Here is a 16442-nt window from a genome sequence, read left to right as displayed (position 1 = left end):
AAGGGCCTGCATGGTTCGATCTTCAAATCCGAGCGGGTCATGGCGAGCCGCTGTGCCGCCCTGCTTGCCGCGGGCGGTGTAACGTTTCCGGGTTAGGACGGGCGTCGATACAGACCAGCAAAGAGCCATGCATGTTCGTACCTCGCGTACATTGTGATACCGGCTAAGTGGCAGTTGCCCGCAACGGATAACCCACATTAGTGCGAAACACTCGCCAGGGCCGGAAGTTCAGTTTCAAGATATTTAATATCTGTGTACTGACGGTGGAACTAATCCAGCAGGCCCCGACTCGAAGCATCAAGTCAACTTATTCCACCAAGGAGAGACACCCTCATGCGTAAACCATTTGCTTTTGCTCTGATGCTGGCTGCTGCCATGGGCCTGGCTGCTTGCGATAAAGCGAGCGAAGACAAAGCCCAGGACGCACAAGAACACCGTGAAGAAGCCCAGGAGAAGATGGGTGACGCACAGGACAAGATGAACGACGCTGCCAAGGAAAACGCCGAAGCTGCCCAAGACCAGGCCGAAGCCAATCGTAAGGCTGCCGAAGAGGCTTCCCCAGCCACTCCAGCAACCACCACGACTCCGGCCGATCCTGCCAAGCAGTAATCGAACCGATCAAAAAACCCGACAATGTCGGGTTTTTTTATGCCTGTCATTCATGGACTAATCGTTTCAGTTAGGCACAGTGGACTGGGAGGCATGCACCTCACCTGTCGAACTTTCGGTGGGGGTGAATACCATGACGTCAAGCACGTCCGAGTGGAACTCGCGGCGATAAAGAATCAGCACAACCCCTACACTTACCGCCATGAACAACCAAGGGTTGATAAACCAGCTCAACATGGCCATGCCGAAGTAATAGGCGCGCAGCCCGAAGTTGAATTGGTTGGCAGCCAACGACAACACCCTGGCCGCCCTCAAGGCAAAGGCCTTGCGTTCTAGTTCGCTGACCTGGCGCTCGCCGATCATGGGCGCCGAGCCCACCAAGACAGCAGCGAAGTTGTATTGACGCATGCACCAGCTGAACGTGAAGAAGGCATACACGAACACCGTGGCCAGGCACAGCAACTTGATCTCCGATATCCCTTGGGAGGCCTGCTGTACCAACGGCAGGTCGGCCAGCAACGACAACGCGCGGTCGGAAGCTCCCAGCACCGTCAGGATACCGGCGAGAATGATCAGGGTGCTGGAGGCAAAAAACGAGGCGTTGCGTTCCAGGTTGCCGATCACGCTGGCATCGGCAATGCGGTTGTCACGCAGCAGCATCCTGCGCATCCAGTCCTCGCGATACAAATGCAGCACGCTGGCCAGGCATGCAGTGTCCCGCCCCTTCCAGATGGCATAGCGCGTATAACCGCCCCAGCACAGCACGAACCAGCATGCCGCTATGAGGTTATTGAGATTACTCAGGATGAAGTTCATGCAGAGATCCGTAGGTGCCATGTGCCGAAAGCATAAAGACCGTCTTTCGACGCTGGCAAGCCGCAAAAGGCACGCAAACTCCGAAGAATAATTTCCAGGGCGGTTCGCTTGCGGCGTTTGGCAGGGTGCATGCGAACAAAAGCCCCGCATCCTTGCGAATGCGGGGCTTGCGCTGCCAAGCGGTGGGTCCAGCATCCCATGGCTTGTGGCCAATGCCGGACCTTGTGCTTAGCGACTCATGCCATGGCCTGACGGGGCTTGCCGAGCATGCGATCGCATACCACTGCACCCACCAAGGTCACCACCGACGGCACCAGCCAGGCAAGGCCCTGATCGCTCAACGGCAAGTGCGCCATGAAGTCCGGGAGCACGTGGGCAATGCTGCTGCCTTTAACGGCATCGACCATGCCGAACAGCAACGAGACCAGCATTACCGGGCCAAGGATGCGCGTTGGCGAGTTCCACAGGTCGTTCACGAAGCTCAACCCCACCACGACGATGCACGGCGGGTAGATGGCGGTAAGCACAGGGATCGAGAACATGATCAGCTTGGTAAGCCCCAGGTTGGACACCAGAAGCGAGAAGCCCGCCAGGATCACGACCAGTGCGCGGTAGGACAACGGCAGGATCTGGCTGAAGTACTCGGCACACGCGCAGGTCAGGCCCACGGCAGTCACCAGGCAGGCCAGCGCGATCAACACGGCCAGGAAGCCGCTGCCTAGCGAGCCGAAGGTATGTTGCACATAGGCGTGCAGCACGGCCGCACCGTTGCTGGCCCCTGCCGCGATTTCGTGACTACCGGCGCCCAGGCGGAACAGGCTGATGTACACCAGCGCCAGACCAACACCGGCAATCAGCCCGGCAATGATGGCATAGCGGGTGATCAACTTGGGCGACTCAACGCCGCGCGAGCGGATGGCGTTGACGATGACGATGCCAAATACCAGCGCCCCGAGCGTATCCATGGTCAGGTAGCCGTCGGAGAAGCCCTTGGAGAACGCAGCAGCAGCATAGGCAGGCTGCGCCTCGCCAATGGTGCCCGCTGGCAATGCGAATGCCGCGATGCCAAGCACGGCCAGCGCGATGATTTTGAGCGGTGCCAGGAACCGACCCACGGTGTCCAGCAGCTTGCCAGGGTACATCGACACCGCCAGCACCACGATGAAGTAGACCAGGCTGTAGATGAACAACGCCAGCGGGCTTTCACCCGTCAACGGCGCCACACCCACTTCGAACGATACCGTCGCGGTACGCGGTGTTGCGAACAAGGGGCCGACCGACAGGTAGCAAACGGCTGCCAGCAGGCCACCGAAGAACTTGCCAATCGGGCTGCTCAGCGCATCCATGCCGCCGCCTACCTTGGCCAGGGCGACCACGGTGATCACAGGCAGCCCTACCGCCGTGACCAAAAAGCCCAGCGCAGCCATCCATACATGCGGGCCGGATTGCAGGCCGACGATGGGCGGGAAGATGATGTTGCCAGCGCCTACGAAAAGCGCGAACGTCATAAAGCCAAGCGCCAGGATATCCTGGCCTTTAAGAACTTTCATTTGAGGTAGTACCACACTGCTGAAATCGGGATTCGTGAGGGGATTTCCCCATGGGTGAGGGAAATGCTGCCCGGCTTGGTAGGCCAGACCCGTTTAGCGTGTCGTTCCCTTTTGGGGCACGGGCACAAAATAGTCGCGTAGATTAACCGGTTTACCCTTCAAACGCACTGGCACAGTGCGTGTTGTCCGATGTGCGTACGCCATTGTCGTCTGCGTGAACGGAACGATCGGTATTATCCGCTGGCTGAACACGGCGTATGTACGAAAATTCCTATCACAGCCATCGAAAAAACCTAATCGCTTTACCCCTACCCTGCCGCGCAAAGCTTCGTCAGATGAAGCAGCCCCCTGATACGACAAAGGCCACCCGAAGGTGGCCTTTGTGCGCGTGGGGGGTGCAGCGGTATTACTTCTTCACTTCCCAACCGGTCAGCTCGGCCAAGGCCTTGCCGATGTCGGCCAGCGAACGCACGGTTTTGACACCTGCGTCCTGCAGGGCTGCGAACTTCTCGTCTGCAGTGCCCTTGCCGCCGGAAATGATGGCGCCAGCGTGGCCCATGCGCTTGCCCGCAGGTGCGGTAACACCGGCGATGTAGGAAACGACAGGCTTGGTGACGTTGGCCTTGATGTAGGCTGCGGCCTCTTCTTCAGCCGAACCGCCGATCTCACCGATCATGACGATCGCTTCGGTCTTCGGGTCTTCCTGGAACAGCTTCAGGATGTCGATGAAGTTGGAGCCCGGGATCGGGTCACCGCCGATGCCGACACAGGTCGACTGACCGAAGCCGGCGTCGGTGGTCTGCTTGACAGCTTCGTAGGTCAGGGTGCCGGAGCGCGACACGATACCGACCTTGCCTGGCAAGTGAATGTGGCCAGGCATGATGCCGATCTTGCATTCGCCTGGCGTGATGACGCCTGGGCAGTTAGGGCCGATCAGGGTCACGCCCAGCTCGTCGCACTTGACCTTGGCGTCCAGCATGTCCAGGGTCGGGATGCCTTCGGTGATGCACACGATCAGCTTGATGCCGCCGAACGCCGCTTCAAGGATGGAGTCCTTGCAGAATGGCGCTGGTACGTAGATGACCGAAGCATCGGCGCCGGTCGCCTCGACGGCTTCCTTGACGGTGTTGAACACCGGCAGGCCCAGGTGGGTGGTGCCACCCTTGCCTGGGGTGACGCCACCGACCATCTTGGTGCCGTAGGCGATGGCTTGTTCGGAGTGGAAAGTACCTTGCGAGCCGGTGAAGCCCTGGCAGATGACTTTGGTGTCTTTATTGATCAGGACGCTCATTACTTGCCCTCCGCAGCTTTGACAACTTGTTGAGCAGCGTCGGTCAGGCTGGTTGCAGCAATGATGTTCAAACCGCTTTCTGCCAGTACTTTAGCGCCCAGTTCGGCATTGTTGCCTTCAAGGCGAACGACGACCGGAACCTTGACGCCGACTTCCTTCACCGCACCGATGATGCCTTCGGCAATCATGTCGCAGCGAACGATGCCGCCGAAGATGTTGACCAGAACGGCCGCGACATTGCTGTCGGACAGAATGATCTTGAACGCTTCGGTAACGCGCTCCTTGGTAGCACCGCCGCCCACGTCGAGGAAGTTGGCTGGCTTGCCGCCATGCAGGTTGACGATGTCCATGGTACCCATGGCCAGGCCAGCACCGTTGACCATGCAGCCGATGTTGCCTTCCAGGGCAACGTAGTTCAGTTCGAACTTGGCAGCGTGGGCTTCACGGGCATCGTCCTGGGACGGGTCGTGGAAGGTTTTCAGCTTCGGCTGACGGTACATGGCGTTGGCATCGATGTTGATCTTGGCATCGAGGCAGTGCAGGTCGCCGTCGGCCTTGATCACCAGCGGGTTCACTTCCAGCAGGGCCAGGTCGTGATCCTTGAACAGCTTGGCCAAGCCCACGAAGATCTTGGCGAACTGTTGAACTTGCTTGCCTTCCAGACCCAGCTGGAACGCCAGCTCACGACCTTGGAACGGCTGAGCGCCGACCAGTGGATCGATAGTGGCCTTGAGGATTTTTTCAGGCGTGTCGTGCGCGACTTTCTCGATGTCCACACCACCTTCGGTGGAGGCCATGAACACGATGCGGCGGCTCGAACGATCGACCACAGCGCCCAGGTACAGCTCTTTGGCGATGTCGGTGCAGGATTCGACCAGAATCTTGGAGACGGGCTGACCGTTGGCATCGGTCTGGTAGGTGACCAGATTCTTGCCCAACCACTGTGCAGCGAACGCCTTGGCGTCTTCCTTGCTGCGAACCAGCTTGACGCCGCCCGCTTTACCGCGACCGCCAGCGTGAACCTGGGCTTTGACGACCCACTCGTTCCCGCCGATCTTGTCGCAGGCTTCTGCCGCTTCTTCAGGGGTGTCGACCGCGAAACCCTTGGAAACTGGCAGGCCGTACTCAGCGAACAGCTGCTTACCCTGATACTCGTGAAGATTCATGCTTTTTACCGTCTTCGTTAGGTACTGCGCTTCGGCGCTGCGCCATCACTGGCGCCGCACCACCTGTGACCGTTGACCCCGGGTTATCCCATGTGATCCGGTCCGGCGGACTTTCCGCGGTGAGTCATGCACGCAAGACTCACGACGGGCAGCCCGCCGTGGTTTCTTATGATTAACGCTTCTTACGGTTGGCGACGTGAATGGCACCGCCATTCACCGCCAGCGCTGCTTCATGCAACGCTTCGGACAGGGTTGGATGGCTGAAGACCATCATGCCCAGGTCCTCGGCACTGGTGCCGAATTCCATTGCGATTGCGCCTTGCTGTACCAGTTCGGCAGCCGATGGGCCAATCACGTGCACACCCAGTACGCGGTCGGTCTTGGCATCGGCGATGACCTTGACGAAACCACCGGTGTCGTTGGCTGCCATCGCACGGCCGCTGGCCGCGAACGGGAAGGTGCCCACGTTAACCTCAACACCCTCGGCCTTCAAGGACTGTTCGGTCTTGCCAACCCACGCGATTTCCGGGTGGGTGTAGATGACCGATGGGATCAGATCGTAGTTCATCTGGGCCTTGTGACCCTTGATGCGCTCGACGACCATGATGCCCTCTTCCGAGGCCTTGTGCGCCAGCATCAGGCCACGCACCACGTCACCGATGGCGTAGACGCCCGGCACGCTGGTTGCGCACTGGTCATCGACGTAGATGTAGCCACGCTCGTCAATGTTCACACCGCTGTCGGCAGCCAGCAGGTCGGTGGTCACTGGACGACGGCCCACGGCAACGATCAGCTTGTCGAAGGTGATCTTCTGCTCGCCTTCGGCGTTGGTGTAGGTCACCTCGACTTCGTCGCCGTTCACCTTGGAACCGGTGACGCGCGCACCCAGCTTGATGTCCAGGCCCTGCTTGGTCAGGACCTTCTGGGCTTCCTTGGAGACGGCGCTGTCGGCAGCCATCAGGAAGGTGTCCAGGGCTTCGAGCACGGTCACTTCCGCGCCCAGACGCGCCCATACCGAACCCAGTTCCAGGCCGATCACGCCAGCGCCGATCACGCCAAGGCGCTTGGGCACGGCTTGGAATTCCAGGGCGCCGGTGGAGTCGACGATCACGTTCTGGTCGACCGGAGCCGGCGGAATGTCGATCGGGCGCGAGCCGGAAGCCAGGATGACGTTATCCGCTTCGATGACTTCGCTGGTGCCGTCGGCCTTGGTCACTTCGACCTTCTTGCCCGCCAGCAGCTTGCCGTGGCCCTGGATGGAGGTCACGCCGTTGGCCTTGAACAGGGTAGCGACACCGCCGGTCAGGTTCTTGACGATGCCTGCCTTGCGGCCAACCATCGCCGGTACGTCCATCTTCACTTCGCCAGTGGAGATACCGTGGACATTGAAGCTCTCTTTGGCTTCCTTGTATTTCCAGGAGCTGTCCAGCAGCGCCTTGGAAGGAATGCAGCCTACGTTGAGGCAAGTGCCGCCCAGGGCCAGCTTGCCCTCGGCGTCGGTGTACTTCTCGATACAGGCAGTCTTCAGACCGAGTTGGGCGGCCTTGATAGCAGCTACATAGCCGCCAGGACCGGCACCAATCACTACCACGTCGAATTTCTGGGTCATAAAAGATTCCTTGTTAGCTCAAGCGGCCGCTGCAAGCCGCAAGACAGACAGGCTTCGATCTGAAGCCTGTCGCTCGCAGCTTACAGCCGCGCGATTAGATGTCCAGCAGCAGGCGGGACGGATCTTCCAGCAGGTTCTTGATGGTCACCAGGAAGGTTACCGCTTCCTTGCCGTCGATCAGGCGGTGATCGTAGGACAGTGCCAGGTACATCATCGGGCGAATCACCACTTGGCCATTGATGGCCATTGGGCGCTGGATGATGTTGTGCATGCCCAGGATCGCGGCTTGCGGTGGGTTGACGATCGGCGTCGACATCATCGAACCGAAGGTACCACCGTTGGTGATGGTGAAGGTGCCGCCGGTCATTTCTTCGATGGCCAGCTTGCCGTCACGGGCTTTCTTGCCGAAGGTGGCGATGCCGTTCTCGATTTCGGCCAGGCTCATGGACTCGGCGTTGCGCAGTACCGGAACCACCAGACCACGGTCGCTGGAGACAGCCACACCGACGTCCGCGTAACCATGGTAGACGATGTCGTTGCCGTCGATCGAGGCATTGACTGCAGGGAAGCGCTTGAGCGCTTCGGTCGCAGCCTTGACGAAGAACGACATGAAGCCCAGGCGCACGCCGTTGTGGGTCTTCTCGAACAGGTCCTTGTACTTCGAACGCAGGGCCATGACTTCGGTCATGTCGACTTCGTTGAAGGTGGTCAGCATGGCCATGTTGGACTGGGCTTCGACCAGGCGCTCGGCGATCTTGGCGCGCAGACGGGTCATCGGCACACGTTTCTCGGTACGATCGCCAGCGGCGGTCACGACCGGTGCCGCTGCAGCTGCGGCAGGCTTGGCCGCCGGGGCAGGCGCCGACTTCTTGTTGGCAACGGCAGCGACCACATCTTCCTTGGTCACGCGACCGCCTTTACCGGTACCCGAGACGCTGGCCAGGTCAATGCCATTTTCTTCTGCCAGCTTGCGGGCAGCAGGGGCAGCGACCGGGTCGTCTTCACCGGCGTCGGCAGCAGCGGCAGCCGGTGCGGCGGCCTGGGCAGGCGCAGCAGCCGGTGCAGCGGCAGCAGCGCCGCCTTCCACGATCGAACCCAGCACTTCGTCGGACAGGACGGTGTCGCCCTCGCCCTTGACGATGTCACCCAACACGCCGTCGGCAGTGGCCAGCACTTCCAGGACGACCTTGTCGGTCTCGATGTCGACGATCAGCTCGTCCCGCTTGACGGCGTCGCCTGGCTGCTTGTGCCAGGTGGCAACGGTGCCGTCGGCAACCGATTCCGGGAAGGTTGGGGCTTTGATCTCGATAGCCATTATCAGTGTTTCCTTAAATTCGGTTTCAGATGCGCGAAGGCGTTAAACGGTGAACGCGTCTTGCAGCAGTCGTTCCTGCTGCTCGGCGTGCTTGGAAGCGTAACCACAGGCTGGCGCGGCAGAAGCCTCGCGACCGGCGTATTCCAGGTTCAGCGCCTTGTTGTGGCGGCCCAGGATACGGCGCATGTGGTGCTGGCTGCTGTACCAGGCACCCTGGTTCATTGGCTCTTCCTGACACCAGACCGCATGCTTGAGGTTGGTGTACGGTGCCAGGATTTCGACCAGGTCGTCTTCCGGGAACGGATACAACTGCTCGATACGCACGATCGCAATGTCTTCGCGGCCTTCGGCACGACGTTTTTCCAGCAGGTCGTAGTAGACCTTGCCACCGCACAGCACCAGGCGCTCGACCTTGGCTGGATCGAGGGTGTCGATCTCCGGAATGACGGTCTGGAACGAACCTTCCGCCAGATCTTCCAGCGTCGAGACGGCCAGCTTGTGACGCAGCAGCGACTTGGGCGTGAGCACGATCAGCGGCTTGCGCAGCGGGCGAATGACCTGACGACGCAGCAGGTGGTAGATCTGCGCCGGCGTGGTCGGCACGCACACCTGAATGTTCTGCTCTGCACACAGCTGCAGGTAACGCTCCAGGCGTGCCGAGGAGTGCTCGGGGCCCTGCCCTTCATAACCGTGAGGCAACAGCATGGTCAGGCCGCACAAACGGCCCCACTTGTGCTCGCCACTGGTGATGAACTGGTCGATGACCACTTGCGCACCGTTGGCGAAGTCGCCGAACTGGGCTTCCCAGATCACCAACGCGTTGGGCGTGGTGGTGGAGTAGCCGTACTCGAATGCCAGTACCGCTTCTTCGGACAGGAAGGAGTCGTACAGTTCGAAGCGTGGCTGGCCCGGGTACAGGTTCATCAGCGGTACGTAGGTGCTGGCGTCCTTCTGGTTGTGCAGCACCGCGTGACGGTGGGAGAAGGTACCGCGGCCGATGTCCTGGCCGGTCATGCGGATCGGGTGCCCTTCGAACTGCAGCGTGGCGTAAGCCATGGTCTCGGCGTAGCCCCAGTTGATCGGCAGGCCACCGGCTTGCATCTTCTGGCGATCTTCGTAGATCTTGGCGACCTGACGCTGGACCACGAAACCTTCGGGCAGCTCCAGCAGTTTGGCCGACAGCTCCTGCAGGGTCTTGAGGTCGAAGCGGGTGTCGTGGCGAGCCGTCCAGGCGTGACCCAGGTAGGGGCGCCAGTCCACGAACAGCTCGCGGTTCGGCTCCTTGACCAGGCTCTTGACCACATGCAGACCGTTGTCCAGCGCGCTGCGATAGTCGTCGATCTTGGACTGGGCGCGCTCGGCATCGATGCGGCCTGCCTGGATCAAGGCTTCTGCGTACAGCTCGCGGGTGGTGCGCTGCTTGGTGATCTGCTGGTACATCAGCGGCTGGGTGCCGTTGGGCTCGTCGGCCTCGTTGTGACCGCGGCGACGGTAGCAGACCAGGTCGATGACCACGTCACGCTTGAACTGCATGCGGTAGTCGACGGCCAGCTGGGTGACGAACAACACGGCTTCCGGGTCGTCGCCATTGACGTGCAGGATCGGCGCCTGAATCATCTTGGCCACGTCGGTGGCGTACTCGGTCGAGCGCGCATCGAGCGGGTTACTGATGGTGAAGCCGACCTGGTTGTTGATCACGATGTGCACGGTACCGCCGGTCTTGAAACCGCGAGTCTGCGACATCTGGAAGGTTTCCATCACCACGCCCTGGCCTGCGAAGGCCGCATCGCCGTGGATGGAGATAGGCAGCACCTTGTCGCCGACGCTGTCGTTGCGGCGGTCCTGACGGGCGCGCACCGAGCCTTCGACCACAGGCGACACGATTTCAAGGTGGGACGGGTTGAACGCCATGGCCAGGTGGACTTCGCCACCCGGGGTCATCACGTTCGAAGAGAAGCCCTGGTGATACTTCACGTCACCGGAGCCCAGCTCGTTCATCTTCTTGCCTTCGAACTCGTCGAACAGCTCGCGCGGGTTCTTGCCGAAGGTATTGACCAGCACGTTCAGGCGACCACGGTGGGCCATCCCGATGACGACTTCCTTGGTGCCGTAGGAGCCGGAGCGCTGAATCATCTCGTCCAGCATCGGGATCAGGCTTTCGCCACCTTCAAGGCCGAAACGCTTGGTGCCTGGGTACTTGGTGCCCAGGTATTTCTCCAGACCTTCGCCTGCGGTGACGCGCTCGAGCAGGTGGGACTGCACGTCGGCGGAGAATTCAGGACGGCCACGCACGCTTTCCAGGCGCTGCTGAAACCAGCTGCGCTGCTCGGAATCGACGATGTGGGTGAACTCGGCGCCAATGGTGCGACAATATGTCTTCTGGAGCGCATCGAGGATGTCGCGTAGGCTCGCCTCCTCTTTGCCGATGAACAGGTCGCCGGCACGGAAGGTCGTATCAAGATCGGCATTGGTCAAGCCGTAGTGATTGATCGACAGGTCTACGGGCGCAGGGCGCTGCCACAACCCCAAGGGGTCAAGCTTGGCAGCCTGATGGCCGCGCATACGATAGGCCTGGATCAGTCGCAGCACTTCAACCTGCTTCTTCTCGTGTTCACTGCTCACGCTCCCGGCAGATACCGGCTGGGCGCGGCGCTGGTTCTTTGCCAGCAGTACGAAATGATCGCGGATCGTGGAGTGCGATACGTCGGTAGCGGTGCTGCCGTCGGCGGGCAACTTCTGGAAGTAGGTGCGCCACTCTTCTGGCACAGCGTTAGGGTCGTGCAGGTAGAGTTCGTAGAGCTCTTCCACATATGCAGCGTTACCACCTGAAAGGTGGGCGCTTTCCCACATGCGCTGCATCACGCTTTCTTGCATGCTTGGTCACCCTCGATTAGGGGACTGATCGGCGAGAGCCATGAAACCTGGAACGGTCCGAAAACAGCGACTGAACCACGCCACCTGGATCCTGCTGATTTTCCGGGTACCAGCCCGGAAAGCCCCTGCTGGTCTCATCTTCATAGGTAATGAACAGGGGCTTTGTGAGCCCCGTTCGGGTTTTACCTCGGCGCGGGTGTTACACCCGCGCGTCGGCGTACTGCAGGTACAACGTCTATCAGGTGCCGCTTTGCAGCAGCATGTTACGTACGTGGCCGATTGCCTTGGTCGGATTGAGACCTTTAGGGCAAACGTTGACGCAGTTCATGATCCCGCGGCAGCGGAATACGCTGAACGGGTCATCCAGGGACGCCAGGCGCTCCTGGGTCTTGGTGTCACGGCTGTCGGCCAGGAAGCGGTAGGCTTGCAACAGCGCGGCGGGGCCCAGGAACTTGTCCGGGTTCCACCAGAACGACGGGCAGGACGTGGAGCAGCACGCGCACAGGATGCACTCGTACAGGCCGTCCAGCTTGTCACGGTCTTCCGGCGACTGCAGACGTTCGATGGCCGGAGGCGGCGTATCGTTCTGCAGGAACGGCTTCACCTTCTCGTACTGCTTGTAGAAGATGCTCATGTCCACGACCAGGTCACGAATGACCGGCAGACCAGGCAACGGACGCAGTACCAGCTTGTTGCCCTTGACCACGCCCGACAACGGAGTGATGCAGGCCAGGCCGTTCTTGCCGTTCATGTTCATGCCATCGGAGCCGCACACGCCTTCACGGCAGGAGCGACGGTACGAGAAGCCCTCGTCCTTTTCCTTGATCAGCGCCAATACATCCAGAACCATCAGGTCCTTGCCGCCGGTATCGACGTCGAACGACTCCATCTTGGGGGCCGCGTCGGTGTCGGGGTTGTAGCGATAAACTTCGACTTTCAACATAGCAGCCACCCTTAGTAGGTCCGGATTTTTGGTTCGAAGGCCGGCACGGTCTTCGGCGCAAAGTTGACGCCACGCTTGGCAACGCGCTTGACACCCGGGTAGTACAGGGTGTGGCACAGCCAGTTCTCGTCGTCACGGTCTTCGAAGTCTTCACGGGCGTGAGCGCCGCGCGACTCTTTACGGGCTTCGGCCGCGATGGCGGTAGCTTCGGCAACTTCCAGCAGGTTCTGCAGCTCCAGCGCTTCGATACGCGCGGTGTTGAAGGCCTGGGACTTGTCGTTGATCTTGACGTTGGCGATACGCTCACGCAGGCCAGCCAGCTGCTCGATACCCTTGAGCATGTACTCGCCGGTACGGAATACGCCGAAGTAGTTCTGCATGCAGCTCTGCAATTCGCGCTTGAGGCTGGCAACGTCTTCGCCGGTGGAGCGCTCGTTGAGCTTGTTCAGGCGATTGAGGGCAACGTCGATGTCGGTGTCGCTGGCGTCGAGGTGCTCGATGCCGTCGCTCAGTGCCTTCTCCAGGTGCAGGCCGGCAGCACGGCCGAACACCACCAGGTCGAGCAGGGAGTTGCCACCCAGGCGGTTGGCACCGTGAACCGATACGCACGCCACTTCACCTACGGCGAACAGGCCAGGGATGATGTGATCCTTGCCTTCTTCGTCCATGGTGATGGCTTGGCCATGAATGTTGGTGGCAACGCCGCCCATCATGTAGTGGCAGGTTGGAACGACCGGCACTGGCGCGACGACCGGATCGACATGGGCGAAGGTCTTGGACAGTTCGCAGATGCCTGGCAGGCGACTGTGCAGCACCTCCTCGCCCAGGTGGTCCAGCTTCAGCAGCACGTGGTCCTTGTTCGGGCCCACGCCGTTGCCGGCGATGATTTCCTTGACCATGGAACGGGCAACCACGTCGCGGCCGGCCAAGTCTTTGGCGTTCGGCGCGTAGCGCTCCATGAAGCGCTCGCCATGGGCGTTGATCAGGTAACCACCCTCACCGCGGCAACCCTCGGTAACCAGTACGCCGGCACCGGCGATACCGGTCGGGTGGAACTGCCACATCTCGATGTCCTGTACCGGAACACCAGCGCGCAGCGCCATGCCGATGCCGTCACCGGTATTGATCAGGGCGTTGGTGGTGGAGGCGTAGATTCGGCCAGCACCGCCAGTGGCCAGAACGGTGGCCTTGGACTTGATGTACATGGTTTCGCCGGTTTCGATGCAGATCGCGATCACGCCGACGAAGGCGCCTTCCTGGTTCTTCACCAGGTCAACAGCATAGTACTCGTTGAGGAAGGTGGTACCGGCTTTCAGGTTGCCCTGGTACAGGGTGTGCAGCAGCGCGTGACCGGTACGGTCGGAAGCGGCACAGGTACGGGCAGCCTGGCCACCCTTGCCGAAGTCCTTGGACTGGCCACCGAACGGACGCTGGTAGATACGGCCGGTTTCGGTGCGCGAGAACGGCAGGCCCATGTGGTCCAGCTCGAAGACCGCAGCCGGGCCTTCCTGGCACATGTATTCGATAGCGTCCTGGTCACCGATGTAGTCCGAGCCCTTGACGGTATCGTACATGTGCCAGCGCCAGTCGTCGTTCGGGTCGGCCGAAGCGATGGCGCAGGTGATGCCGCCCTGGGCGGACACGGTGTGCGAACGGGTCGGGAAGACCTTGGTGACCACGGCAGTCTTGTGACCGCCCTGGGCCAGTTGCAGCGCTGCGCGCATGCCGGCGCCGCCGCCACCGATGATGATGGCGTCGAAGGAAATGGTTGGAATGCTAGCCATGGATCAGATACCCCAGAGAATCTGCACACCCCAGACGAAGTAAGCGAACATCGCAACGCCGCATACCGCCTGGAACAGGAAACGAATCGCAGTTGCCGACTTGCCGAACGACATAGGCGTCAGGTAGTCGGTAGCAATGGTCCACATGCCGACCCAGGCGTGAGCGCCGAGGGCAACGAGGGCCAGCAGACTGAAGATCCGCATCGCGTTGTTGGAGAACAGGGCATGCCACTGGGCATAGTCGATGCCTGGGTGGGCGACCACGTAGCCGATCAGGAAGATGAAGTAAGCCGCGAGAACGACCGCCGAGACGCGCTGCGCCATCCAGTCATAGAGGCCCGAACGCGACAGGTTCGTGACGTTGGTTACCATACCCAAACTCCCACCAGAACGATCAGCACCACGGAGATGACGATCACGATTTTCGAGCCCAGCTTGCCGCCTTCCAGCGTCTCGCCGACACCCATGTCCATGATCAGGTGACGAACACCTGCCACGAGGTGATAAAGCAGGGCGGACAACAGGCCCCAGGTCACGAACTTGGCCAGCGGGCTGGTCAGACACGCCTTCACTTCACCGAAACCTTCCTCGGAACCCAGCGACTTGCCCAGTGCATACAGCATGATGGCAAGGCCGATGAACAGGATGACGCCGGAGATACGGTGCAGGATGGACGTGTACGCAGTGACAGGAAGCTTGATGGTCCTTAGGTCTAGGTTTACAGGTCGTTGGCTTTTCACGGCTTTTTTCACACTGAAGAGCCCCTAGCGAATCAGGGCAAAGTTGTTGGTAAGTGTACTGGTCAGGTACCCACCACCCAGGGAACGGCGACCCCCAGCAGGTCGGGCTTGCAAGCCCCTGGCGGTCGGGTGCCGAGTATAGACAGTTAGGCTGCTCATGACAACGTGAGGGGGTAGCCCGAATAGCGCATTGCCTTTAACGAGCAAAAGGCGTAAACGGGCGAGAATTTCGGGAAAAATCAGGCTTGAACAGCTGATTCAACAAGCCTTTAGGCAAATTGACATCTGAATTTATCCCTCTATAGTGGTGCGGGCCCTGCGTGGGGGGTCTGTCTGATGATTTCAAGCATTAATAGGAGGCCACATGGCTGACAAAAAAGCGCAGTTGGTCATCGAGGGCACTGCCCCCGTCGAGCTGCCCATTTTAACCGGCACGGTTGGTCCTGATGTAATCGACGTCCGCGGGTTGGGGGCCACTGGTCACTTCACCTTCGACCCTGGTTTCATGGCAACGGCCTCGTGCGAGTCGAAGATCACCTACATCGACGGCGACAAGGGTATCTTGCTGCACCGCGGCTACCCCATCGAGCAACTGGCCGAGCAGTCCGACTACCTCGAGACCTGCTACCTGCTGCTCAACGGCGAACTGCCCAATGCCGAGCAGAAAGCCCAGTTCGTCAGCACCGTCAAGAACCACACGATGGTTCACGAACAGCTCAAGACGTTCTTCAACGGCTTCCGCCGCGACGCTCACCCGATGGCGGTGATGTGCGGTGTGGTCGGCGCCCTGTCGGCCTTCTACCACGACTCCCTGGACATCAATAACCCGCAACACCGCGAAATCTCCGCGGTGCGCCTGGTCGCCAAGATGCCGACCCTGGCCGCGATGGTGTACAAGTACTCCATGGGCCAGCCCATGATGTACCCGCGCAACGACCTGTCATATGCGGAAAACTTCCTGCACATGATGTTCAACACCCCGTGCGAGATCAAACCGATCAGCCCGGTGCTGGCAAAGGCGATGGACCGGATCTTCATCCTCCACGCCGACCACGAGCAGAACGCCTCCACCTCCACCGTGCGCCTGGCAGGCTCGTCGGGTGCCAACCCGTTCGCCTGCATCGCTGCCGGCATCGCGGCACTCTGGGGCCCGGCCCACGGCGGCGCCAACGAAGCGGTACTGACCATGCTCGATGAGATTGGCGATGTGTCCAACATCGACACCTTCATCGCCAAGGCCAAGGACAAGAACGATCCGTTCAAGCTCATGGGCTTCGGTCATCGCGTCTACAAGAACCGCGACCCGCGCGCCACTGTGATGAAGCAGACCTGCGACGAAGTTCTGCGCGAACTGGGCATCAAGAACGATCCACAGCTCGAGCTGGCCATGCGCCTGGAAGAGATCGCCCTCACCGATCCTTACTTCATCGAGCGCTCGCTGTACCCGAACGTCGACTTCTACTCGGGCATCATCCTGAAGGCCATCGGCATTCCAACCAGCATGTTCACCGTGATCTTTGCCCTGGCGCGCACCGTCGGCTGGATCTCGCACTGGAAGGAAATGCTCTCCAGCCCGTACAAGATCGGCCGCCCGCGCCAGCTGTACACCGGCGAGGCGAAGCGCGATATCGTGGCACTGACCGACCGCAAGTAAGCGTTCACCGTCAAATGCCAAAAGGCTGCCCTAGGGCAGCCTTTTTCGTAGGTCCTGTGCTGACCGCCTCTCAAGTCAGGCGGCCTTCACC

At 60.5% G+C, this 16442-nt stretch carries 13 protein-coding genes; 2 read left to right on the top strand and 11 right to left on the bottom strand.

Features of this window, described 5'->3' with window-relative positions:
• The first annotated feature begins 333 nt into the window (after nt 1-333).
• The gene (locus CRP40_RS03180) at nt 334-609 is read left to right on the top strand and encodes a hypothetical protein (RefSeq protein WP_027916291.1); all 276 of its coding nucleotides are present in this window, start codon (nt 334-336) and stop codon (nt 607-609) included.
• A 66-nt stretch (nt 610-675) separates the two neighbouring features.
• Here CRP40_RS03180 and CRP40_RS03175 read toward each other — a convergent pair whose 3' ends face one another.
• The 11 genes from CRP40_RS03175 to sdhC form a co-directional block, all read right to left on the bottom strand.
• Nucleotides 676-1425 (bottom strand): DUF599 family protein, encoded by a 750-nt coding sequence (locus CRP40_RS03175; RefSeq protein ID WP_027916292.1) that lies wholly within the window; start codon nt 1423-1425, stop codon nt 676-678.
• 236 nt (nt 1426-1661) lie between these two features.
• On the bottom strand, nt 1662-2975 hold the full coding sequence (gene brnQ / locus CRP40_RS03170) for a branched-chain amino acid transport system II carrier protein (protein WP_027916293.1): 1314 nt from the start codon (nt 2973-2975) through the stop codon (nt 1662-1664).
• A 406-nt stretch (nt 2976-3381) separates the two neighbouring features.
• Nucleotides 3382-4266 (bottom strand): succinate--CoA ligase subunit alpha, encoded by an 885-nt coding sequence (sucD, locus tag CRP40_RS03165; RefSeq protein WP_004376004.1) that lies wholly within the window; start codon nt 4264-4266, stop codon nt 3382-3384.
• Entirely contained in the window at nt 4266-5432 is a 1167-nt protein-coding gene (sucC, locus tag CRP40_RS03160) for an ADP-forming succinate--CoA ligase subunit beta (RefSeq protein WP_023533614.1), read from the bottom strand. The genes sucD and sucC overlap by 1 nt, the downstream gene beginning before the upstream one ends.
• Before the next feature lie 172 nt (nt 5433-5604).
• Nucleotides 5605-7041 (bottom strand): dihydrolipoyl dehydrogenase, encoded by a 1437-nt coding sequence (gene lpdA / locus CRP40_RS03155; protein ID WP_027916294.1) that lies wholly within the window; start codon nt 7039-7041, stop codon nt 5605-5607.
• 94 nt (nt 7042-7135) lie between these two features.
• Entirely contained in the window at nt 7136-8356 is a 1221-nt protein-coding gene (gene odhB, locus CRP40_RS03150) for a 2-oxoglutarate dehydrogenase complex dihydrolipoyllysine-residue succinyltransferase (RefSeq protein WP_027916295.1), read from the bottom strand.
• A 42-nt stretch (nt 8357-8398) separates the two neighbouring features.
• Nucleotides 8399-11230: a 2-oxoglutarate dehydrogenase E1 component gene (locus CRP40_RS03145; protein WP_023533567.1), complete on the bottom strand. Its 2832-nt coding sequence runs from the start codon at nt 11228-11230 to the stop codon at nt 8399-8401.
• 238 nt (nt 11231-11468) lie between these two features.
• Complete coding sequence (locus CRP40_RS03140; protein ID WP_023533615.1) at nt 11469-12173, bottom strand: succinate dehydrogenase iron-sulfur subunit; 705 nt, start codon at nt 12171-12173, stop codon at nt 11469-11471.
• 11 nt (nt 12174-12184) lie between these two features.
• Nucleotides 12185-13957 (bottom strand): succinate dehydrogenase flavoprotein subunit, encoded by a 1773-nt coding sequence (gene sdhA, locus CRP40_RS03135; RefSeq protein ID WP_023533625.1) that lies wholly within the window; start codon nt 13955-13957, stop codon nt 12185-12187.
• 3 nt (nt 13958-13960) lie between these two features.
• On the bottom strand, nt 13961-14329 hold the full coding sequence (gene sdhD, locus CRP40_RS03130; protein ID WP_023533603.1) for a succinate dehydrogenase, hydrophobic membrane anchor protein: 369 nt from the start codon (nt 14327-14329) through the stop codon (nt 13961-13963).
• Nucleotides 14323-14709 carry a succinate dehydrogenase, cytochrome b556 subunit gene (gene sdhC, locus CRP40_RS03125; protein ID WP_088523617.1) on the bottom strand — a complete coding sequence of 129 codons (387 nt, stop codon included), beginning with the start codon at nt 14707-14709 and terminating at the stop codon, nt 14323-14325. The genes sdhD and sdhC overlap by 7 nt, the downstream gene beginning before the upstream one ends.
• 352 nt (nt 14710-15061) lie before the next feature.
• Here sdhC and gltA point away from each other — a divergent pair, with 352 nt between their 5' ends.
• On the top strand, nt 15062-16351 hold the full coding sequence (gene gltA, locus CRP40_RS03120) for a citrate synthase (RefSeq protein WP_023533602.1): 1290 nt from the start codon (nt 15062-15064) through the stop codon (nt 16349-16351).
• Nucleotides 16352-16442: the final 91 nt, after the last annotated feature.

The sequence above is a fragment of the Pseudomonas sp. URMO17WK12:I9 genome (genome assembly GCF_900230165.1).
Lineage (GTDB): Bacteria > Pseudomonadota > Gammaproteobacteria > Pseudomonadales > Pseudomonadaceae > Aquipseudomonas > Aquipseudomonas fulva.
The sequence above is the reverse complement of the archived record's forward strand: the minus strand, read 5'-3'. Positions and strand labels throughout refer to the sequence as shown.